This window comes from Mycobacterium sp. SMC-4 (assembly GCF_050205565.1).
Lineage (GTDB): Bacteria > Actinomycetota > Actinomycetes > Mycobacteriales > Mycobacteriaceae > Mycobacterium.
Window position 1 is genome coordinate 80,404 of the sequence record NZ_JBNMQU010000004.1, and the last position, 20,406, is coordinate 100,809.

Below are 20,406 nucleotides of genomic sequence, written 5' to 3' on the forward strand. Positions count from 1 at the left end.
CGACGGTGTTGTCCAGTCTGACCGACCAGGTGCGTGGGAAACGAGGCGAGAGATGACTGGGCTCGGAGCGTCGATCTACGTGGGATTTTTCGTGCTGGCAGCGCTGTGGCTGTTCCTGACCTCTGAGGGGCCGCTGATCCGCAACTCCGACAGCGGCCAGCAGCCGGACCGTTCGAACTCGGCCAAGACCTCGGCCGGCTCGGACAGCGCCATGCCGTGGCTGGCCAGCCACTCGTCGCAGAAGTAGGTCTCCGCGTAGCGGTCGCCGCCGTCGGCGAGCAGCGTCACCACCGACCCCCTGCAGCCCTGCTCGGCCATCTGCGCCAGGAGCCCGAACGCGCCCCAGATGTTCGTCCCCGTCGACGGACCGACCCGCCGCCCCAGCACCCGGCTGACGTGATGCGCCGCGGCCACCGACGCCGCGTCCGGCACCGCCACCATCACATCCACGACGCCGGGCAGAAATGACGGCTCGACACGTGGCCGGCCGATGCCCTCGATCCGCGACGACGCGCCCGTGACGACGTCGGGATCCCCGGTGGCATACGACGGGAAGAAGGCCGAGTTCTCCGGGTCCACCACGCACAGCTTCGTCGGATGGCGGCGGTACCGGATGTAGCGGCCGATGGTCGCACTGGTGCCACCGGTGCCCGCACCCACCACGATCCACTCCGGGATCGGATGCGTCTCCTGCGTCATCTGCTCGAAGATCGACTCGGCGATGTTGTTGTTACCCCGCCAATCGGTGGCACGCTCGGCGTGGGTGAACTGGTCGAGATAATGCCCGCCGGTCTCGTCGGCCAGCCGCTGCGCCTCGTCGTACACCTGGGCCGACTCGCGCACGAAATGGCAACGGCCACCCTGGGATTGGATCAACGCCACCTTGGCCGCACTCGTGGACTCCGGCATCACCGCGATGAACCGCAACCCGAGCATCGCCGCGAAGTACGCCTCCGAAACCGCAGTGGAGCCCGACGACGCCTCGATCACCGTGGTGTCTTCGCCGATCCAGCCGTTGCACAAGCCGTACAGGAACAGCGAGCGCGCCAACCGGTGCTTGAGGCTGCCGGTGATGTGCGTCGTCTCGTCCTTGAGATACAACGCGAGATCACAGTCGGCTGCCCACGAGGGCAGCGGGTAGCGCAACAGATGGGTGTCGGCGCTGCGGCGCGCGTCGGCCTCGATGAGCCGCACCGCATTGTCGACCCAGTCTCGGGACGGGCGACAGCCCGCGCGGCTCACCGCGCCGATACGGTCGGGTGCGACTGGCCGGCCTTCGAACCGGCATCCGAGCCGCCCGTGGGCGCGGCCACCAACGTCAACAGCGTCGCCTCCGGACGGCAGCAGAAGCGCAGCGGCGCGAACGGCGACGTGCCGATACCGGCCGACACATGCAGTTGCGTGTGCGCGCCCCACCGCGACGGACCCTTGGCGCGCGACCGGTCCAGCTCGCAGTTGGTGACGATGGCGCCGTAGAACGGAAGGCACAGCTGCCCACCGTGGGTGTGGCCGGCCATCACCAGCTGGTAGCCGTCGGCGGCGAAGCGGTCCAGCACGCGCGGCTCCGGCGAATGGGTCAGGCCCAGCGTCAGATTGGCCGCAGCGTTCGCCGGGCCCGCGATGGTTGCGTACCGGTCCCGCGACAGGTGCGGGTCTTCCACTCCGGCAGCCGCGATGTGCAGACCCTTGACCTCCAGCTCGCGCCTGGTGTGGGTCATGTCCAGCCAGCCGCGCTCGGTGAACGCCGCCCGCAGGTCCTGCCAGGGCAGCGGCTCGCCGTGGATGCGGTGGGTGGGTTTGGTCAGGTAGTTGGCCGGGTTCTTCAGCCGCGGCGCGAAATAGTCGTTGCTGCCGAACACGAACAACCCGGGCACCGCCAGCAGATCACCGAGCGCCTGCACGACCGCCGGGACCGCCTTCGGATGGGCCAGGTTGTCGCCGGTGTTGACCACCAGATCCGGCTCCCACCGCGCGAGGTCGCGCAGCCAGGCTTGCTTGCGGCGCTGCGTCGGACGCATGTGGATGTCGCTGATGTGCAACACCTTCAGCGGCGCGGAACCGGGGGAGAGCACCGGCATGGTCGTCTCACGCACGACGAAGGCGTTGCGCTCGATCAGCGACGCATAGCCGATTCCCGCGACGAGCGTGCCGAACGTTGCGGCCGCGGTGGTCTTGAGGATCGATCCGGGTGAACCAGAAGGCACAGCAGGCATCAACCCAGCCTACTGCCACCGGCTGCCATCCACCGATCTCCCTGCTGATCAGCCCGGCGGTGGAGGTGGCGGCGGACCCAGCACCGGCACCGTGATCGGCGGCAGACCCGGAATCTGGATCACCTGCTGACCGACCGGAGGCGGCGGTGCCCCCGGGATCCCCACAGTCGGCGGCGGCGGTGGCGGTGCCGGCGCGATGCCGTTGGACACCTGGATCGTGATGATCGACCCGGGAATCGTCTGCCCGCTCGGCGAGGTCCCGACGACCGTGCCCCGCGACGACGTGCTGTTGACCGACGACACACCCTCGGCCACCTGGAAACCGGCCTCCCGCAGGCGCTGGCGGGCGATGTCTTCCTTCAGGCCGGCCACACTCGGCACCCTGGACCCGGGGCCGCCCTCGACGTAGCGCGGGTCGGTCGGCGGCAATACCACCTCGCCGAAGTTGGTGGCGATCGGCTTCATCGCGGTGAACCACGTCCGGGCCGGCTCGTTACCGCCGAACAGGTTGCCCGACCCGCACTGGCGCAGCGGGAACGAGCAGAGCTCGGTGGGGGCGGTCGAGTCGTCGTAGATGTAGTTGGCCGCGGCGAGCTGGTTGGTGAAACCCAAGAACGCCGAGGACCGGTTGGACTCGGTGGTTCCGGTCTTCCCCGACATCGGCAGGTTCCAGCCGACGGAGGACGCCGCCCCGGCCGCCGTGCCGGCGCCGGTGTCGTCCTTGCTCATCGCCACCGCCAACGTGTTGGCCAGGCCCTCGGGCACCGCCTGCTCGCAGGTCTCGGTGGTCACCGAGACCTCCTCGCCGCGGCGGTCGTAGATCTTGTCGATGGGATTCGGTGGGCACCACATGCCGCCGGAGGCCAACGTCGCCGCGACGTTGGACAGCTCCAACGCGTTGACCTCGATCGGACCCAACGTGAACGAACCGATGTTCTGCCGTTTGACGAAGTCGGCGAGGCTCTCGTTGCTCTCGGGATCGTAGTCGCGCGCGGTGCCCGGCAGCGCATAGGACCGCAGACCCAGCCGCACCGCCATGTCCACGGCGCGCTGCACCCCGACCTGTGCGATCAGCTTCGCGAACGCGGTGTTCGGCGACGTCGCCAACGCGTCGGTGACGTTCATCGTGCCCCGATAGTTGCCGGCGTTGCGCACGCACCACGTGGCAGGCGGACATCCCGGGGTGTCGCTGCTGCCCAGGCCCTTGGCCTGGAACTGGCCCGGCGCTTCGAGCTGGGTGTTGATGCCCATGCCCATCTCCATCGCCGCGGCGGTGGTGAAGATCTTGAACACCGAGCCGGCACCATTGCCGACCAGCGAGAACGGCTGCGGCTGCATCGTCTCGCCGGCATCGAGGTTCAGGCCGTAGGTGCGGTTACTGGCCATCGCCAGAACCGGATGGTTCTCCTTGCCCGGGCGGATCACGCTCATCACGCTGGCCACGCCCTCGAGATCCGGGCTGGCGAAATTGTCGATCGCCGACTTCACCGTGTTCTGCACGTCGGGGTCCAGCGTCGTCTTGATCATGTAGCCGCCCTTGGCGACCTGGTCCTTGCTGATGCCGGCCCGCGCCAGATAGTCCAGCGCGTAGTCGCAGAAGAAGGCGCGGTCACCAGCGGCGATGCAGCCGCGCGGCAGCTCCTTCGGCCGTGGCAGCACTCCGAGCGGCTGCTGTTTGGCCACCCGCAACTCGTCGGCGTACTCGGGCAGGTTCTCGATCATCGTGTCCAGCACGACGTTGCGGCGTGCCAGGGCGCCGTCGGGGTTCGTGTACGGGTTCAGGGTGCTGGTCGATTGCACCATCCCCGCCAGCAGCGCCGCCTGCTGCCAGTTGAGTTCCGAGGCGTTGATCCCGAAGTAGGTCTGGGCTGCGTCCTGGACGCCGAACGCCCCGTTGCCGAACGACACCAGGTTCAGGTACCGCGTCAGGATCTCCGGCTTGGTGAACGTCTTGTCCAGAGTCAGAGCCATCCGGATCTCACGCAGCTTGCGCGCCGGGGTGGTCTCGATCGCCGCGCGCTTCTCCGCGTCGGTCTGGGCGATCACCAGCAGCTGGTAGTTCTTGACGTACTGCTGCTCGATGGTCGAGCCGCCGCGGGTGTCCGGATTGCCCGACAGGTAACCCGACAGGCCGGTCAGCGTGCCCTGCCAGTCCACGCCATTGTGCTCGGCAAATCTCTTGTCCTCGATCGAGACGATCGCCAGCTTCATCGTGTTGGCGATTTGCTCGGTCGGCACCTCGAAGCGTCGCTGCGAGTACAGCCACGCGATCACGTTGCCCTTCGCGTCGACCATCGTCGACACCGCCGGCACCTCACCCTCGACCAACTGGGCCGAGCCGTTGGCGACGACGTCGGACGCGCGGTTGGACATCAGCCCTATTCCGCCGACGACCGGAAACATCAAGGCGGCGGCGATCACACTGGCCAACAGGCAGCACCACGCCAACTTGATGACCGTCACCGATTTCGGCGGTGGCGGTGTATCGGACTCCTCCGGCATGCGTACAAGAGTAACGACGATGCAAAGTCGGTCCCCGCCAGAGCAGCGACAACGCATTGCGGCACCGCGTGCCAAATGCCTGGATGCGGCACTGTACCGGCCTGACGGCACGGTCGTCCCAAAAACGTGGTCACGAACGTATTGCGCAAACCGGGCCTGACCACCTAAATTGAGCGCACAGTGCGATACAGGTCACACCCGGTACTCGCAGTGTGGCGCAGATCGCACCCCCGCGATCTACGTCTGTGTCCATCGTCTGCGTTGTCGGGGCGCGGCCAGAACGAAGAGGATCGCTGGTGTCAGTTACAAAGCCCGCCGTGCGTAAGGCCACCGTGAATCCGTCGGCTCATTCCACCCTCCACGGAGCTGAAGCCGAAGCTCGAATCGCGTGGGTCTCCCAGGCGCGCTGCCGGCAGACCGATCCCGACGAGCTTTTCGTACGCGGTGCCGCCCAACGCAAGGCGGCCGTGATCTGCCGGCACTGCCCGGTCATCGCCGAGTGCGGCGCCGACGCGCTGGACAACCGCGTCGAGTTCGGCGTCTGGGGCGGCATGACCGAACGCCAGAGACGTGCTCTGCTCAAGCAGCATCCCGACGTCGTTTCGTGGGCTGACTTCTTTGCCGCCCAGCGCAAGCACCGTAGCGCTGGCTAAGTCCTGATCCTGCGGTGACCTAACCCGCGGCCGCAGCGGCCTCGCCGGTGATCTGATCGGCGATGGCACGCAGCGCCTCCAAATCCGAAACGTCGAACGGCAACGACGGCACACCCACCAACGCGACGTGCGGATTCGCGCCGGTGAACCGCGACAACAGCCGAACCTCTCGCTTGGCCGTCGACGCCCGATCCGAGTGAATCCGCAGCGCGGCCGCAGCCACCGAGTCCGGCCGCGTCTGCTCCAGGACCTCGGCCGCCTCAGCGGCCTTCTCCGCGGTCAGATCGCACAGCGTCGGGTGCGTACGGTTCAAGATCAGCCCGGCCAGCGGCATGTGCTCCTCGGAGAGCCGGTCGACGAAGAACGACGCCTCCCGCAGGGCATCGGGCTCGGCTGCCGACACGACGACGAACTGGGTGCCGCGCCGCTTGAGCAGATCGTAGGTGCGGTCGGCCTTCTCCCGGAAACCGCCGAACGTCGCATCCAGAGACTGCACGAAAGACGCTGCGTCCGAGAGCATCTGAGACCCCAGGATCGTCGACATCCCCTTCATCGCCAGGCCCACCGCGCCCGTCACCAGGCGGCCGAAACCGCGGCCGGGAGCCAGCAGCAACCGCCACAGCCGGCTGTCCATGAAGCTGCCCAACCGCTTCGGCGCATCCAGGAAGTCCAGCGCGTTGCGCGACGGTGGCGTGTCGACGACGACCAGATCCCACTTGTCCTCGGCCAGAAGCTGACCCAGCTTCTCCATGGCCATGTACTCCTGTGTGCCCGCCAGCGAGGTGGCCACCGTCTGATAGAAGGTGTTCTCCAAGATCGCATCGGCGCGCTCGGCGCCGGAATACTGCACCACCATCTCATCGAACGTGCGGCGCATGTCGAGCATCATCGCGTGCAGCTCACCGGTGACCTCCGGCGCCAGCGGCACCCGCTGCGGGGTGTTGCCCAGGTCCTTGATGCCCAACGCCTGGGCCAGGCGCTTGGCGGGGTCGATGGTCAGCACCACGACGGTGCGCCCGTACTCGGCCGCGCGCAACGCCATCGCCGCGGCCGTCGTCGTCTTCCCGACCCCTCCCGCGCCGCAGCACACCACGACGCGGTTGGACCGGTCTTGCAGGATCGAGGCCATGTCGAGGGCCGGTGGAGTGGTGCTCATCGTTGTCCTCCGCTCACCGCACGCCCTGGTGGGCGAGCTCTTCGGCCAGTTCGTACAGACTTCCCAGGTCGACCCCGTCGGACAGCGTCGGTAGCTCCAGCCGCGGCACGTCGATCTGCACCAGCTGCTCGGCACTCTCGGTGCGCGCCGTGATGCGCGTCGCGTGCTGAATCGTCTCGGTCAGCAGACCGGCGAAATCGTTGCCCGACAAAGTGATTCCGGCCTGCTCGAGGTCGGCGCGCACCGCGTCGGCATCGATGTCGCCCTCGGCGGCCTTGGCCAGCGCGTCGGCCGGCAGATAGGTCGGGATGTTGCGGTTGACGATGACGCTGCCGATCGGCAGCTTCATCTGCCGCAACTCCTCGATGGCCTCGACCGTCTCCTGGATCGGCAGCGCCTCGAGCAGAGTGACCAGATGCACCGCCGTGGCGTCGGAATGCAGGATCTTGACCACACCCTCGGCCTGCGAATGCACCGGGCCGCCCTTGGCGAGTTCCGACACCGCCGAGGTGACGTCGAGGAACCGGGCGATCCGACCCGTCGGCGGTGCGTCGACCACCACCGCGTCGTACACGCCGTGCTTGGCGCGGTCCTTGTCCTTGTCACCACGGGTGACGATCTCTTTGATCTTCCCGGTCAACAGCACATCCCGCAGGCCCGGAGCGATGGTGGTGGCGAACTCGACCGCGCCGATGCGGCGCATCGCCCGACCGGCCAGGCCCAGGTTGTAGAACATGTCGAGGTACTCGAGGAACGCCGCCTCGGTGTCGATGGCCAGCGCGTTGACCTGGCCGCCGCCCTCGGCCGTGGCGATCTTGACCTCTTCGTACGGCAGCGGCGGCACATCGAAGAGCTGCGAAATCCCTTGGCGCCCTTCGACTTCCACCAGCAACACCTTGCGACCGTTGGCGGCCAGCGCCAGCGCCAGCGCCGCGGCGATCGTGGTCTTGCCCGTGCCACCTTTGCCGGAAACGAAGTGCAGACGGGCTTTGGTCAGGCGAGAGGGCCAGCCGGCCGCCTTGGGACCGGTCGCTGTCCCGTTCGGTGTGGTTGCCACCAGTGCATGCTAGCCATAGGTGCTCCTCCGCCCGATAAGCTCGGGCACATGAGCGAACCGGCCCGCTGGGAATACGCGACTGTCCCGCTACTGACACATGCGACCAAGCAGATCCTCGACCAGTGGGGCGAGGACGGCTGGGAACTGGTGTCGGTGCTGCCCGGCCCGACCGGCGAGCAACACGTCGCCTATCTGAAGCGGCCCAAGTGACAGGCTGGTCCGCCCGACTCGGCGACCTCGGCGTCGCGCTGCCGGAGGTCGTCGCCCCCGTGGCGGCCTACATCCCGGCCGTGCGGACCGGCAACCTCGTCTACACCTCAGGCCAGCTGCCCATGGTGTCGGGCAAGCTGCCGGCCACCGGCAAGGTCGGCGCCGGCGTGACACCCGAGCAGGCCAAGGAGCTGGCCCGGCAGTGCGCGCTGAACGCCTTGGCCGCCGTCGACTCGCTCGTCGGGCTCGACGCCGTCGTCCGGGTGGTCAAGGTCGTCGGGTTCGTCGCCTCCGCGCCCGGCTTCAACGGCCAACCCGGCGTCATCAACGGCGCGTCGGAACTGTTCGCCGAGGTCTTCGGCGACGCCGGTGCGCACGCCCGGTCCGCGGTCGGCGTCTCCGAGCTGCCGCTCGACGCGCCCGTGGAAGTGGAGATCATCGTCGAGGTCAGCGGCTAGCGATACGCGTGAGTGGTCTCGAGCATCCCGCCTACGGCCTCCTGAGGCCGGTGACCGAGACCGCCTCGGTACTGCTGTGCGAAAACCCGGGCCTGATGACGCTCGACGGCACCAACACCTGGGTGTTGCGCGGGCCGGGCAGCGACGAGATGGTCGTCGTCGACCCCGGACCCGACGACAAAGACGAACACATCGAGCGTCTCGCCGAGCTCGGGCCGATCCCGCTGGTACTGATCAGTCACCGCCACGGCGACCACACCGGCGGCATCGACCGCCTCGTCGACCTGACCGGCGCGGTGGTGCGGTCGGTGGGCAGCGGCTTCCTGCGCGGGCTCGGCGGTCCGCTGACCGACGGCGAGGCCATCGACGCGGCAGGGCTGCGGATCACGGTGCTGGCCACCCCCGGCCACACCGCCGACTCGGTGTCGTTCCTGGTGGGCACAGATGCGGTGCTGACCGCAGACACCATCCTGGGCCGCGGCACCACCGTCATCGACTCCGAAGACGGCGACCTGGGCGACTACCTGGAATCACTGCGGCGACTGCGCGGCCTCGGCGTGCGCCAGGTGCTGCCCGGGCACGGACCCGAACTCGACAACCTGGTCGAGGTCAGCGACACCTACCTGGCGCACCGCGAAGAACGCCTCGACCAGGTCCGTGGCGCGCTGGCCGAACTCGGCGAGGACGCCAGCGCCCGAGCCGTCGTCGAGCACGTCTACACCGACGTCGACGAGAAGCTCTGGGACGCCGCCGAGTGGAGTGTGCAAGCGCAGCTGAACTACCTGCGCCGCTGACGCGGCTCGCCGAGATTGCATGTAGCGCGCCGAAACGCGTACTTGACGCGCGTGGAATGCAATTTCGGCGGGTTACCTCGCTCGCGGCCGGATGCTCGCTCGTTACCTCGCTCGGCGGGCCAACCGCTCGCTGTCGCTGATCAACACACTCTTGCCCTCGAGCCGGATCCAGCCGCGATGGGCGAAGTCGGCCAGCGCCTTGTTCACCGTCTCGCGCGAAGCGCCGACCAGCTGAGCGATCTCTTCCTGCGTCAGGTCGTGGGTGACGCGCAGCGCGCCGCCCTCCTGCGTGCCGAAACGCTGCGCCAGCTGCAGCAGCTGCTTGGCCACACGACCCGGCACATCGGTGAAGATCAGATCCGCGAGGTTGTTGTTCGTGCGACGCAGACGACGGGCCAGCACCCGCAGCAGCTGCTCGGCGATCTCGGGACGGTCGGCGATCCAGGCGCGCAGCGCGTCGCGGTCCATCGACACGGCCCGCACCTCGGTGATGGTGGTGGCGCTCGACGTCCGGGGGCCCGGGTCGAAGATCGACAACTCGCCGAACATGTCGGACGGCCCCATGATGGTCAACAGGTTTTCCCGTCCATCAGGGGAGCGGCGGCCGATCTTGACCTTGCCGGAGATGATGATGTACAGCCGATCCCCAGGCTCACCTTCGGCGAACACCGTGTGCCCGCGCGGAAAGTCAACCGGCTGCAGTTGCTTGGTCAGCGCGGAAACGGCGCTGGGTTCCACCCCCTGGAAGATTCCGGCCCTGGCCAGGATCTCGTCCACGTTGCCCCTCTTATAACTGTTCGGTGAATAGACATGCGCGAGCCGACCTCCGAAGCGATCGGTGGGATCAGTCTAGAGGTACAGCGGTTCGTGACCAGCCCACGCTACACAGTGTTGGCGTGGTGGGTCTGCTGAAACCCAGGATTGCCGGTGTGCTCTGCGTGGTGCTGGAAGTACTCCCGGGTCGGCAAACCTGATGCCGGTGTCACGGTGGACAACGCACCGGTGGCCGAATCCACCTCGCCGCGCCGCTGCGCCGCGCTGTGCAACGCCGAGTCGATCCCGTCGCGGGCCAAGGTGTCGACGTCGTCGGCGCGGGCCTGGTCGAGGAACTTCGCGACATCGGCCGCCGAGAACGTGTCCTGGCGCAGCCCCGCCTCGACGCGCTCCAGACCGAAGGTCACCAGCATCAGCAACCCCGGGATCAGCGCGACGAACAACCACGACACACCGCAGAAGTAAACACGCCAAAGGTCTCAGCGGGATCACGAAAAGCCCTCGTTAACGACCGATGCGAGGCCCGGTGCGGCTCGGCGCGTCGCCGGCCACTGCGTACCCTGGCCTGGTGACCGTGCGTGAGTCGAGCGCCCCTGCCCGGCGGGCGTCGAGCAAAAAATGGGACCGCGAAACCCGACTGGGTCTGGTCCGGCGGGCCCGACGCATGAATCGCACGCTCGCCGAGGCGTTTCCGCACGTCTACTGCGAGCTGGACTTCACCAACCCGCTCGAACTGACCGTCGCGACCATCCTGTCGGCGCAGAGCACCGACAAACGCGTCAACCTGACCACCCCGGCGCTGTTCGCGAAATACCGCACCGCGCAGGACTACGCGCAGGCCGACCGTGCCGAGCTCGAGGAACTGATCAGACCCACCGGGTTCTTCCGCAACAAGACCACCTCGCTGATCCGGCTGGGCCAGGAACTGATGGAACGCTTCGACGGCGAAGTGCCCCGAACCCTCGACGAACTGGTCACCCTGCCCGGGGTCGGCCGCAAGACCGCCAACGTCATCCTGGGCAACGCGTTCGACATCCCCGGCATCACCGTCGACACGCACTTCGGCCGGCTGGTTCGGCGCTGGCGCTGGACCGCCGAGGAAGACCCGGTCAAGGTCGAGCACGCCGTCGGTGAGCTGATCGAGCGTTCCGAGTGGACCCTGCTCAGCCACCGGGTCATCTTCCACGGCCGCCGGGTCTGCCACGCGCGCAAACCCGCCTGCGGAGTGTGCGTGCTGGCCAAGGACTGCCCGTCGTTCGGCACCGGACCCACCGATCCGCTGGTCGCCGCGCCACTGGTGAGAGGCCCCGAAACCGAGCACCTGCTGGCGCTCGCCGGTCTGTGAGCCCGCTGCTGGCATGAGTACGTCCGCCCGTTGGAGCGTCGTCGCGCTGGTCGTCGTCATGGCGCTGGCCGCCGCGCTGTGGACCGAACTCGGTGGTGACCGCGACGCCGGGACCGCGTCGACGGAAACCACGTCGGCGCGCGACCGCCGCGATGCCGACACGCCCGAAGCGCTCGCCGAGCCGCGCCGCCGAGCCGACCTGGCGCCGTGCCCGCCGGCCGGATCCGGTCCCGGACCCGAGGCCCTGCGCGGACTGGTCCTCGAATGTGCCGGCGACGGATCCCGCGTCGACGTCGCGGCCGCTCTGGCCGGCCGCCCGGCCGTGGTGAACCTGTGGGCCTACTGGTGCGGACCCTGCACCGACGAACTGCCGGCCATGGCCGAGTTCCAACGCCGCGTCGGACCGGAGGTGACCGTCCTGACGGTGCATCAGGACGAGAACGAACAGGCCGCACTGTTGCGACTCGCCGAACTCGACGTGCATCTGCCGACGCTGCAGGACGGCCGCCGCGCGATCGCCGCGGCGCTGCGCGTCCCCAACGTCATGCCCGCCACCGTCGTGCTGCGCGCAGACGGTAGCGTGGCCGAAATCCTGCCTCGGTCATTCGCGACCGCCGATGAAATCGCCGAAGCGGTTCAGCCGACGATCGGAATGGGTGTGTGACCTGGGGCGACGATGCCGGTGAGCTGAGCCCGGACGCGTCCCCGGCGTGGCTGGCCCCACTGGTGGAACGACCGGACGCCGTCCGCAGCGCCTACCGCCGGCGGGTGCCCGCCGAGGTGCTCGCCGCGCTGACGACAGCCAACGCCACCGCAGCGGTGACCGGGACCCGACGCGACGCCGCGGTGCTGGTGCTGTTCTCCGGACCGCGCGACGGATCCCCGGGCGAGCTGCCCGACGACGCCGACCTGCTGGTCACCGTGCGCGCGTCCACACTGCGCCACCATGCCGGTCAGGCCGCGTTCCCCGGCGGCGCCGCCGACCCCGAGGACCGCAGCCCCGTCGACACCGCGCTGCGGGAGGCCACCGAGGAGACCGGTCTGGACAGCACCCGGCTGCACCCGCTCGCCACGCTGGAGAAAATGTTCATCCCGCCCTCGGGTTTCCACGTCGTCCCGGTACTCGCGTACTCGCCGGACCCCGGGCCCGTCGCCGTCGTCGACGAAGGGGAAACCGCGATCGTCGCCCGCGTCCCGGTGCGGGCGTTCGTCAACCCCGAGAACCGAATCATGGTGTACCGCAAGGAAAATACGCGACGCAGCGCCGGGCCGGCATTTCTGCTCAACGAGATGCTGGTGTGGGGTTTCACCGGCCAGGTGATCTCCGCGATGCTCGACGTCGCGGGCTGGGCCACCGACTGGGACGTCGACAACGTCCACGAACTCGACGAGGCAATGAAGCTCCTGGACCTCGACGGCAGTTACGGTGAAGCCCAACGATGACCGCGTCACAGTGGCTGGACATAGCCGTACTCGCCGTAGCGCTCGTTGCCGCCGTATCTGGCTGGCGATCCGGGGCGCCGGGTTCCCTGCTGGCCTTGATCGGTGTCGCGCTCGGCGCGGTGGCCGGTGTACTGCTGGCTCCGCACATCGTCGACCTCATCGACGGGCCGCGTACCAAGCTGTTCGTCACGCTGTTCCTGATCCTCACCCTGGTGGTGATCGGCGAGATCGCCGGTGTGGTGCTCGGACGGGCCGTCCGCGGCGCCATCCGCAACCCCGGCCTGCGCGTCGCCGACTCCGTCGTCGGGGTGGCCGTCCAGCTCGTCCTGGTGCTGACGGCATCCTGGCTGCTCGGGACCGCGCTGATGTCGTCGCCGCAGCCCAACCTGGCCGCCGCGGTCCGCGACTCCCGGGTGATCCAGGAAGTCGACGCCGTCGCGCCCGACTGGTTGCGGTCGGTGCCCGACCGGCTGTCGTCGCTGTGGGAGACCGCCGGCCTGCACGACGTGCTCAAACCGTTCGGCCCGACACAGGTGGCCGAGGTCGAGGCGCCGGACGCCTCACTGGCGACCTCTGCGGTCGTCGGCGTCACCCGCTCCAGCGTCGTGAAGGTGCAGGGCGTGGCCAACAGCTGCCAGAAGATGCTCGAGGGCAGCGGCTTCGTCGTCTCCCCGCAACGCGTGATGTCCAACGCGCACGTCGTCGCGGGATCCGACAGCGTCACCGTCGAAGTCGACGGCCAGTCCTACCAGGCCAGCGTCGTGTCATACGACCCCGACGCCGACATCTCCATCCTCGACGTCCCCGAGCTGACCGCTGCGCCGCTGCAGTTCGTCGAAGGCGAGGCCCCGTCGGGCACCGACGGCATCGTGATGGGCTACCCCGGCGGCGGCGACTTCCGCGCCACCCCCGCCCGGGTGCGCGAGGTCATCCAGCTCAACGGCCCCGACATCTACCGCACCAAGACCGTCACGCGCACGGTGTACACCATCCGCGGCGAGGTCGCGCAGGGCAATTCCGGCGGTCCCATGGTCAACCGCGGCGGCAAGGTGCTCGGCGTGGTGTTCGGCGCCGCCGTCGATGACAAGGACACCGGCTTCGTGCTGACCGCCGACGAGGTCTCGCGCCAGATGGCCAAGGTCGGCAACCGGGAAACGGTGCCCACCGGCACCTGCATCAACGGCTGATCGGGACCGGCTGATCAGGTCCGGCTGATCACACGTAGATCTGCCGCAGGAACCTCGACAGCTGCGCATTCACCGTCTCCGGGGCCTCCTCGTGCGCGAAGTGCCCGGCGCCGTCGATGGACACATAGCGGCCATGCGGCGCGTAGTGCTGCGTGCGGTACACCGGATCGGCCAACACATAAGGGTCGGCGTCCCCGCGTAGATGCAGCACCGGAACCGAGATCGGGCGCTTCATCGAGCGCATGAACCGTCGACCCTCGGCACGCAACTGGCTACGCACCGCCCACCGCTGATACTCCAACGCCGAATGCGCCGCCGACGGGATCTGGATGGCGCGCCGCGCATGGGACATGGTCTGCGCGAAGTCCTCCGTCGCCGGCCATCCCGAGCCGGCGCGGGACCGCGCCAGCCGCTCCACCTCCGCCGCGTCGTCGCGGGTCAGAACACGCTCCGGCCAACGCGGCACCTGATAGCGCAGCATCCAAGGCAGCAACGCCCGGCCCTGGTCGCCGCGCCGCAACGCCGAGCTCCGCAGGGCCGCCGGATGCGGTGAACTGACCACCGCGATCGCATGAACCGCGCGCGGGTGCAGGACCGCGGTGGCCCAGCAGACCAGACCGCCGTCGGCGTGGCCGACCAGCGTCGCGGAGTTGTGGCCCAGAGCCCGCACCAGACCGGCGGTGTCGCCGGCCAGCGTCCACCCGTCGTAACCGCGGGGCGGTTTGTCGCTGGCGCCGTAGCCGCGCAGGTCGACGGCGACCACCCGCGCACCGGACAACCCCCGCAGTTGGTGACGCCACGACCACCAGAACGACGCGAACCCGTGCAGCAGGATGACCAGCGGTCGATCGGTCAGCCGCCGGGAACCGTCGAGGGCGCCGGAAGCGCCCTCGGCCTCGACGACATGGAACCGAATGCCGTTGGCGTGCACATCGAGATGCCGCCACGGCCCGTCGATGCGGACGACCGACGGGTCGGGCGGGGCCATTACCAGCCGGACGGGTCGGCCGTCGCCTGCTTACCGTCCGTCGTCGCCACGGCCCGCTTGTCCGCGCCCGGCGTCAGCGCCTCGGGCAGCTCCCGGACCGATTCGATGGTCTTGCGCGGCCCGCGGATCCGTCGCACCTTCAGATAGCCGAACAGGGCCAGGATGCCGGTGACGACGACCATGATGCCGAACACGATCAGGAACGCCGCCCAGCGCCACAGCCACTCGTCGAGCAGTTCGGCGAGGAAGAAGAACAGGAAGAACGTCGAGTAGAACAGCGTGACCAGCGCGGCGATGAAGAAGGCGCTGCCGGTCAGACCCTTCTTCACGTCGCGGGTGATCTCCGCCTTGGCCAGCTCCACCTCGGCCCGCACCAGCGTCGACACCTGAGCGGTCGCGTCCTTGACCAGGTCGCCGATCGACGGGTCTGGCTTCGGGGCGTGCGGGTCCACCAGCGGTATCGATGTCACGGTGTCGGGCACGCCGTTCTTACGATCGCTCACGCAATCTTCCTTCCCGCCGGAACTGAGGCGCGGTTCATGGCCATCGGTTTGGTTCATGGTGCCATGTGGCGTACCGCTGAACGAGGCCGCAGTGACGTTAGACTGCCGACGTTGCAGGAGATGGCGGGTCGGGCACATCGATTGGGGTTTCATTCGTGAACATCGGCGGCCGCTGTCGTGTCCTTCGCGCGCTCGTCGTGGCGGTGGCCGCGTGGGCGACATTCGGCGTCGTCCCGGCCGCCGCGGCGCCCGCGGTGACGCTGGGCGGCGGATCCGGTCTGGTGGTCAACGGCGAGACGCTGTGCACGCTGACCGCGATCGGCACCGACAACCGCGGCAGCCTGGTCGGGTTCACCTCGGCGCACTGCGGAGGTCCGGGAGCGGTGGTGGCCGCCGAAGGCGCCGAAGCGGCCGGGCCCGTCGGACGCATGGTGGCCGGCAACGACATCCTCGACTACGCCGTCATCGAGTTCGACCCGCAGAAGGTCAACCCGGTCAGCGAGGTCAAGGGGTTCCGCATCGACGGCCTGGCGCCCGATCCGCGGTTCGGCGACGTCGCCTGCAAGCTCGGCCGCACCACCGGCTACTCGTGCGGCGTCACGTGGGGACCGGGCAAGGAGCCGGGCACGATCGTCAACCAGGTGTGCGGGCAGCCCGGCGACTCCGGTGCCCCGGTGACCGTGAACAACCGGCTCGTCGGCATGATCCACGGCGCGTTCTCCGAGGAACTGCCGACGTGCGTCCTCAAGTACATCCCGCTGCACACCCCGGCGGTGACGATGTCGTTCAACACCCAGCTCGGCGACATCACCGCCAAGGGCCGGCCCGGCACCGGGTTCACCCCGGTCCGGTAGCTATTTGCTCTGGCGGATGGCCTCGAACACGCTGGGATCGACCAGCGTCGAGGTGTCACCGAGCTCCCGGCCCTCGGCCACGTCGCGCAGCAGCCGGCGCATGATCTTGCCGGACCGGGTCTTGGGCAGCTCCGGCACCACATGGATCTCCCGCGGCTTGGCGATCGGGGAGATCTCGCGGGCGACCTCGGCGCGCAGCTCGTCGACCATGTTCTCCTCACCACCGTGCGCACTGGACTTGAGGATCACGAACGCGCAGATCGCCTGACCGGTGTGCTCGTCGGTCGCCCCGACCACCGCGGCCTCGGCCACCCCGGAGTGCCCGACCAGCGCCGACTCCACCTCGGCGGTCGAGATGCGGTGCCCCGAGATGTTCATGACGTCGTCGATGCGCCCGAGCACCCAGATCTCGCCGTCGCTGCCGTAGCGCGCGCCGTCACCGGCGAAGTACCAACCCTGCTCGGCGAACCGCGACCAGTAGGTCTCCTTGAACCGCTCGGGGTCGCCCCAGATGCCGCGCAGCATCGCCGGCCACGGCTTGTCGAGCACCAGATAGCCGGTCTCGTGTTCGCCGTGGTCGGGGCTCGGATCCAGCTGCTTGCCGTCGTCGTCGACGATCTTGGCCGAGATGCCGGGCAGGGCACGCATCGCCGACCCCGGTTTGCACGAGGTCACCCCCGGTAGCGGCGAGATCATGATCGCGCCGGTCTCGGTCTGCCACCAGGTGTCGACGACCGGGGTCTTGTCCTTGCCGAACGCCATCCGGTACCAGCGCCACGCCTCCGGGTTGATCGGCTCACCGACCGAGCCGAGCAGCCGCAACGACGACAGGTCGTGCTCGGCCGGGATCTGGCGACCCCACCGCATGAAGGTACGGACGAGCGTCGGCGCCGTGTAGTAGATCGTCACGCCGTACTTCTCGATGATCTCGAAGTGGCGGTGTTCGGTGGGAGACGCCGGGGTGCCCTCGTAGACCACCTGCGTCACGCCGTTGGCCAGCGGCCCGTACACGATGTAGGTGTGCCCGGTGACCCAGCCGATGTCGGCGGTGCACCAGTACACGTCCTTGTCGGGCTTGACGTCGAAGACGTAGTAGTGGGTGTACGCCGACTGGGTCAGGTAGCCGCCGGAGGTGTGCACGATGCCCTTGGGCTTGCCGGTCGTGCCGGAGGTATAAAGCAGGAACAGCGGATGCTCGGAATCGAACGCCTCGCAGGTGTGCTCGGTGGAGGCCTTGGGCACCACCTCGTCCCACCACATGTCCCGGCCCTCGGTCCACGGGGTGTCGATGCCGGTGCGGCGCACCACCAGCACGTGCTCGACGGGGCTGGCATCGCCGAGCCCCTCGATGGCCTCGTCGACGCCGGTCTTCAGCGACACCGCCGAGCCGCGGCGGAACTGCCCGTCGGTGGTGATCACGAGCTTGGTCTGCGCGTCGTCGATACGGGCCTTCAACGCGCTGGCGGAGAACCCGGCGAACACCACCGAATGCATGACGCCCAGCCGCGCGCACGCCAGCATCGCGATGATGGCCTCCGGAACCATGGGCATGTAGATCGCCACGCGGTCACCGGCCGTCAGCCCCAGCTCGGTGAACGTGTTCGCCGCACGGCAGACCTCGTCCTTGAGCTCGGCATAGGTGATGTCGCGAGCGTCGTCGACGGGCTCCCCGACCCAATGGATCGCGACCCGGTCGCCGTTGCCGGCCTCGACGTGGCGGTCGACGCAGTTGTAGGCCACGTTGAGCTTGCCGCCGACGAACCACTTGGCAAACGGTGCCTCCGACCAGTCGAGCACCTCGGTGAACGGGGTTTCCCAGTCCAGCCGTCGCGCCTGCTCGGCCCAGAACTCGAGCCGGTCGGCCTCGGCCTGGTCGTAGAGCGCCTCGGTGGCGTTGGCGTGCTCGACGAACTCGGCCGGTGGGGGGTAGGACGACGGGATATCGACGTGCGTCTCGGTCATAGTTGTGAGGGTAGTCACTTCGCGCTCTGCTGAAACGACCAACTCGTAACTGGAGCTGCGGACGGCAGGCCGGCCGCGACGAACGTGATGGCTGGCCGGGTCAGCGGTCGGCTAGCGTGTGCGGGCGTGACGAGCAGCCCCGGCCGAGACCCGTTGGCGCCGCTGACCGAATTGCGCGGAGTCGCAGACGCCGCCGAGGAGGCGCGCGAAGCGCTCGGCCGTGCCCACCGGCACCGCACCAATCTCCGCGGCTGGCCCAAGACCGCCGCCGAGGCCGCGCTGCGCGCCGCGCGGGCGTCGTCGGTGCTCGACGGCGGCGCGCTGCAGTTCCCCGCCGAGGGCACCGACCCGGTGCTGGCGGGCGCGCTGCGGGTGGCCGAGGCGCTCGAAGGCGGCGAGGGCGCGCTGGTAGGTGTGTGGCGGCGTGCGCCGCTGCAGGCACTGGCACGCTTGCATTCGCTGGCCGCCGCCGATCTCGTCGACGACGACGCGCTGGGCCGGCCCCGGTCCGACCCCGACGTCGGCCCCCGGCTGGAGATGCTGGCCGCGCTGGTGACCGGCGCGACGCGGGTACCGGCGGCGGTGCTGGCCGCCGTCGCGCACGGGGAGCTGCTGACGTTGGCTCCGTTCGGCAGTGCCGACGGCGTGGTGGCGCGCGCGGTGTCGCGTCTGGTCACCATTGCCAGTGGCTTGGATCCGCACGGTCTCGGTGTGCCGGAGGTGCACTGGATGCGCCGCTCGAACGACTACCAGTCCGCGGCGCGCGGCTTCGCGTCCGGAACTCCCGACGGTCTGGCGGCGTGGCTGGTGCTGCACAGCGAGGGCCTGCACGCCGGTGCGCGAGAAGCCCTGTCCATCGCGCAGTCGATGACCCAGTAGCAAACAAGAAGCGGGCGGCGTCCGAAGTACTTCGAAAAAACTTCGGCGCGCCGCCCGCCAAGCACGGGAGCCCGGTTACCAAGCGTGCGTATCGGGTTGCGTGGGTTGGCCTCGGCGTCGCTGCGAAGCGTTACGACCACCACCCCACCCAAAGGGTGGTCACTGCCGTCCGTTGTTCGCAAGTACGCAGGCCCGCAACGCTTTTACCTCTATCGCGGTATGTGCTCCGCGTGGGTTCCGGGACCTGTGCTAGGAGTCCGGGGTCGGGAGATGGAGCCTTCTCTTCCGGCTCGACCTTGGCCTCGCCCGTCTTCCGTAGTTCCTTTGTACTCCGTGACCGCGATCACAGCAAGTCCTTGGCGCCACGGCGATCCCGGATCGTTATTCGGGGTCGCCAGCTATCACTGTGTGGCCGTCCGCGAAAGTGCCCGCAGCGTCGTCGGACCCGCGTGATCACGACCGTGGATGCACCTTCGCGGACTCAGAACGCGAAGCGGCGCAGCAGCGTGTAGGTCAGCGCGCCGGCGGCCAAGGCGCTGAACCCGACGGCGGCCGTCGTCGCCACCGCCGCGCCCGACGGCGCCGGGATGCGGTCCCGCAGGGGAACCGGTCTGCTGAACGTCCGGATCTCCCAGCCGCGGGCCACGGCCTCCTTGCGCAGCGCGCGGTCCGGGTTGACCACGGTCGGGTGGCCGACCGCCTCGAGCATCGGGATGTCGGTGACCGAGTCGGAGTAGGCGTAGCAATGTTCGAGCGCATAACCCTCGCGCGCCGCCAGCGCGCGGATAGCTGCGACCTTCCCCTCGCCGAAGCAGTAGAACGCGATGTCGCCGGTGTAGCGACCGTCCTCGACGACCATCCGGGTCGCCATCGCGTGGGTGGCGCCGAGTGCACGCGCGATGGGCGCCACGATCTCTTCGCCGGACGCCGAGACGATCACGACGTCGCGGCCGCACAGCTTGTGATCGGCGATCAGTTCTGCGGCTTCGGCGAACACCAACGGGTCGACGATGTCGTGCAGGGTCTCCCCGACGATCGACTTGACCTGTTCGACGTCCCAGCCCGCGCACATCGTGGTGATATAGGAGCGCATGCGGTCGATCTGCTCGTGGTCGGCGCCCGACATCAGGAACAGAAATTGCGCGTACGCAGATTTCAGCACCGCGCCACGATTGATCAGACCCTGATTGAAGAACGGTTTGCTGAAAGCCAATGTGCTCGATTTGGCGATCACGGTTTTGTCGAGATCAAAGAACGCGGCGGTACGGACGGGACGCCCCGGCTCGGCGGCGGGCTCGATCGAGGACGCGCTGGTGGACGGCTCAGATGCGGTCACATCGGTCAGCATAGAGCCGGCAGCTGTGACAGAAGTCGGCAGACTGTACAAATTGGCAGTTCACGACAGGTGTCTGCGACTGTAACCTTTCC

General features: G+C 68.6%; 21 protein-coding genes. 10 read left to right on the plus strand and 11 right to left on the minus strand.

What is annotated here, in order from left to right; genetic code table 11:
* Positions 1–75: 75 nt before the first annotated feature.
* Genes ACQI46_RS09135 through ponA2 form a run of 3 tightly spaced genes read right to left on the minus strand, consistent with a single transcriptional unit; the run spans position 76 to position 4,715 of the window.
* A complete protein-coding gene (locus tag ACQI46_RS09135) occupies positions 76–1,242 on the minus strand; it encodes a PLP-dependent cysteine synthase family protein (RefSeq protein ID WP_427093668.1) in 1,167 nt (388 codons plus the stop codon).
* The gene (locus tag ACQI46_RS09140; protein ID WP_427093669.1) at positions 1,239–2,213 is read right to left on the minus strand and encodes a metallophosphoesterase; all 975 of its coding nucleotides are present in this window, start codon (positions 2,211–2,213) and stop codon (positions 1,239–1,241) included. The genes ACQI46_RS09135 and ACQI46_RS09140 overlap by 4 nt, the downstream gene beginning before the upstream one ends.
* 48 nt (positions 2,214–2,261) lie before the next feature.
* On the minus strand, positions 2,262–4,715 hold the full coding sequence (ponA2, locus tag ACQI46_RS09145; RefSeq protein WP_427093670.1) for a transglycosylase/D,D-transpeptidase PonA2: 2,454 nt from the start codon (positions 4,713–4,715) through the stop codon (positions 2,262–2,264).
* 296 nt (positions 4,716–5,011) lie between these two features.
* Here ponA2 and ACQI46_RS09150 point away from each other — a divergent pair, with 296 nt between their 5' ends.
* Complete coding sequence (locus ACQI46_RS09150; protein ID WP_427093671.1) at positions 5,012–5,368, plus strand: WhiB family transcriptional regulator; 357 nt, start codon at positions 5,012–5,014, stop codon at positions 5,366–5,368.
* Positions 5,369–5,387: 19 nt separating this feature from the next.
* On the opposite strand, the gene ACQI46_RS09155 is transcribed toward ACQI46_RS09150, so the two are convergent.
* Together ACQI46_RS09155 and ACQI46_RS09160 are read right to left on the minus strand one after the other, a co-directional pair.
* A complete protein-coding gene (locus ACQI46_RS09155; protein WP_427093672.1) occupies positions 5,388–6,524 on the minus strand; it encodes an ArsA family ATPase in 1,137 nt (378 codons plus the stop codon).
* A 13-nt stretch (positions 6,525–6,537) separates the two neighbouring features.
* The gene (locus tag ACQI46_RS09160; protein ID WP_427093673.1) at positions 6,538–7,581 is read right to left on the minus strand and encodes an ArsA family ATPase; all 1,044 of its coding nucleotides are present in this window, start codon (positions 7,579–7,581) and stop codon (positions 6,538–6,540) included.
* A 48-nt stretch (positions 7,582–7,629) separates the two neighbouring features.
* Here ACQI46_RS09160 and ACQI46_RS09165 point away from each other — a divergent pair, with 48 nt between their 5' ends.
* From ACQI46_RS09165 to ACQI46_RS09175, 3 genes are read left to right on the plus strand one after another with little or no spacing between them, the layout of a single operon-like run.
* The gene (locus ACQI46_RS09165; protein ID WP_427064629.1) at positions 7,630–7,791 is read left to right on the plus strand and encodes a hypothetical protein; all 162 of its coding nucleotides are present in this window, start codon (positions 7,630–7,632) and stop codon (positions 7,789–7,791) included.
* Complete coding sequence (locus ACQI46_RS09170) at positions 7,788–8,249, plus strand: RidA family protein (protein WP_427093674.1); 462 nt, start codon at positions 7,788–7,790, stop codon at positions 8,247–8,249. The genes ACQI46_RS09165 and ACQI46_RS09170 overlap by 4 nt, the downstream gene beginning before the upstream one ends.
* An 8-nt stretch (positions 8,250–8,257) precedes the next feature.
* On the plus strand, positions 8,258–9,043 hold the full coding sequence (locus ACQI46_RS09175) for an MBL fold metallo-hydrolase (protein WP_427093675.1): 786 nt from the start codon (positions 8,258–8,260) through the stop codon (positions 9,041–9,043).
* A gap of 102 nt (positions 9,044–9,145) precedes the next feature.
* On the opposite strand, the gene crp is transcribed toward ACQI46_RS09175, so the two are convergent.
* Complete coding sequence (crp, locus tag ACQI46_RS09180; protein ID WP_005138643.1) at positions 9,146–9,820, minus strand: cAMP-activated global transcriptional regulator CRP; 675 nt, start codon at positions 9,818–9,820, stop codon at positions 9,146–9,148.
* Positions 9,821–9,924: 104 nt separating this feature from the next.
* Positions 9,925–10,269, minus strand: coding sequence for a hypothetical protein (locus tag ACQI46_RS09185; RefSeq protein WP_427093676.1), 345 nt, complete (start codon positions 10,267–10,269; stop codon positions 9,925–9,927).
* Positions 10,270–10,481: 212 nt separating this feature from the next.
* Between ACQI46_RS09185 and nth the strand changes: the two genes are divergently transcribed.
* Genes nth through marP form a run of 4 tightly spaced genes read left to right on the plus strand, consistent with a single transcriptional unit; the run spans position 10,482 to position 13,792 of the window.
* Positions 10,482–11,162 carry an endonuclease III gene (gene nth / locus ACQI46_RS09190; protein ID WP_427093918.1) on the plus strand — a complete coding sequence of 227 codons (681 nt, stop codon included), beginning with the start codon at positions 10,482–10,484 and terminating at the stop codon, positions 11,160–11,162.
* Positions 11,163–11,175: 13 nt separating this feature from the next.
* Entirely contained in the window at positions 11,176–11,826 is a 651-nt protein-coding gene (locus ACQI46_RS09195; RefSeq protein ID WP_427093677.1) for a TlpA family protein disulfide reductase, read from the plus strand.
* Positions 11,823–12,605: an NUDIX hydrolase gene (locus ACQI46_RS09200; protein ID WP_427093678.1), complete on the plus strand. Its 783-nt coding sequence runs from the start codon at positions 11,823–11,825 to the stop codon at positions 12,603–12,605. The genes ACQI46_RS09195 and ACQI46_RS09200 overlap by 4 nt, the downstream gene beginning before the upstream one ends.
* Positions 12,602–13,792 carry an acid resistance serine protease MarP gene (marP, locus tag ACQI46_RS09205; RefSeq protein ID WP_427093679.1) on the plus strand — a complete coding sequence of 397 codons (1,191 nt, stop codon included), beginning with the start codon at positions 12,602–12,604 and terminating at the stop codon, positions 13,790–13,792. Before ACQI46_RS09200 ends, marP begins: the two co-directional genes overlap by 4 nt.
* A gap of 28 nt (positions 13,793–13,820) precedes the next feature.
* Here the strand turns inward: marP and ACQI46_RS09210 are convergent, their stop codons facing one another.
* Together ACQI46_RS09210 and ACQI46_RS09215 are read right to left on the minus strand one after the other, a co-directional pair.
* Complete coding sequence (locus tag ACQI46_RS09210) at positions 13,821–14,780, minus strand: alpha/beta fold hydrolase (RefSeq protein ID WP_427093680.1); 960 nt, start codon at positions 14,778–14,780, stop codon at positions 13,821–13,823.
* Positions 14,780–15,283, minus strand: a complete 504-nt coding sequence (locus tag ACQI46_RS09215; protein ID WP_427093681.1) for a phage holin family protein — start codon at positions 15,281–15,283, stop codon at positions 14,780–14,782. The genes ACQI46_RS09210 and ACQI46_RS09215 overlap by 1 nt, the downstream gene beginning before the upstream one ends.
* Before the next feature lie 197 nt (positions 15,284–15,480).
* Between ACQI46_RS09215 and ACQI46_RS09220 the strand changes: the two genes are divergently transcribed.
* Entirely contained in the window at positions 15,481–16,137 is a 657-nt protein-coding gene (locus ACQI46_RS09220) for a serine protease (protein ID WP_427093919.1), read from the plus strand.
* Here ACQI46_RS09220 and acs read toward each other — a convergent pair whose 3' ends face one another.
* Positions 16,138–18,099, minus strand: coding sequence for an acetate--CoA ligase (acs, locus tag ACQI46_RS09225; RefSeq protein ID WP_427093682.1), 1,962 nt, complete (start codon positions 18,097–18,099; stop codon positions 16,138–16,140). It lies immediately after the preceding gene.
* Positions 18,100–18,186: 87 nt separating this feature from the next.
* Here acs and ACQI46_RS09230 point away from each other — a divergent pair, with 87 nt between their 5' ends.
* The gene (locus ACQI46_RS09230) at positions 18,187–18,978 is read left to right on the plus strand and encodes an oxidoreductase (RefSeq protein WP_427093683.1); all 792 of its coding nucleotides are present in this window, start codon (positions 18,187–18,189) and stop codon (positions 18,976–18,978) included.
* 481 nt (positions 18,979–19,459) lie between these two features.
* Here the strand turns inward: ACQI46_RS09230 and ACQI46_RS09235 are convergent, their stop codons facing one another.
* A complete protein-coding gene (locus ACQI46_RS09235; RefSeq protein WP_427093684.1) occupies positions 19,460–20,314 on the minus strand; it encodes an HAD-IB family hydrolase in 855 nt (284 codons plus the stop codon).
* Positions 20,315–20,406: the final 92 nt, after the last annotated feature.

Bases quoted from the DNA above. Each gene is read 5' to 3' on its own strand.
- ACQI46_RS09140 (WP_427093669.1), bottom strand. From the start codon at position 2,213: ATGCCTGCTGTGCCTTCTGGTTCACCCGGATCGATCCTCAAGACCACC.
- ponA2 (WP_427093670.1), bottom strand. From the start codon at position 4,715: ATGCCGGAGGAGTCCGATACACCGCCACCGCCGAAATCGGTGACGGTC.
- ACQI46_RS09155 (WP_427093672.1), bottom strand. From the start codon at position 6,524: ATGAGCACCACTCCACCGGCCCTCGACATGGCCTCGATCCTGCAAGAC.
- ACQI46_RS09165 (WP_427064629.1), top strand. From the start codon at position 7,630: ATGAGCGAACCGGCCCGCTGGGAATACGCGACTGTCCCGCTACTGACA.
- nth (WP_427093918.1), top strand. From the start codon at position 10,482: ATGAATCGCACGCTCGCCGAGGCGTTTCCGCACGTCTACTGCGAGCTG.
- ACQI46_RS09195 (WP_427093677.1), top strand. From the start codon at position 11,176: ATGAGTACGTCCGCCCGTTGGAGCGTCGTCGCGCTGGTCGTCGTCATG.
- marP (WP_427093679.1), top strand. From the start codon at position 12,602: ATGACCGCGTCACAGTGGCTGGACATAGCCGTACTCGCCGTAGCGCTC.
- ACQI46_RS09210 (WP_427093680.1), bottom strand. From the start codon at position 14,780: ATGGCCCCGCCCGACCCGTCGGTCGTCCGCATCGACGGGCCGTGGCGG.
- acs (WP_427093682.1), bottom strand. From the start codon at position 18,099: ATGACCGAGACGCACGTCGATATCCCGTCGTCCTACCCCCCACCGGCC.
- ACQI46_RS09230 (WP_427093683.1), top strand. From the start codon at position 18,187: ATGGCTGGCCGGGTCAGCGGTCGGCTAGCGTGTGCGGGCGTGACGAGC.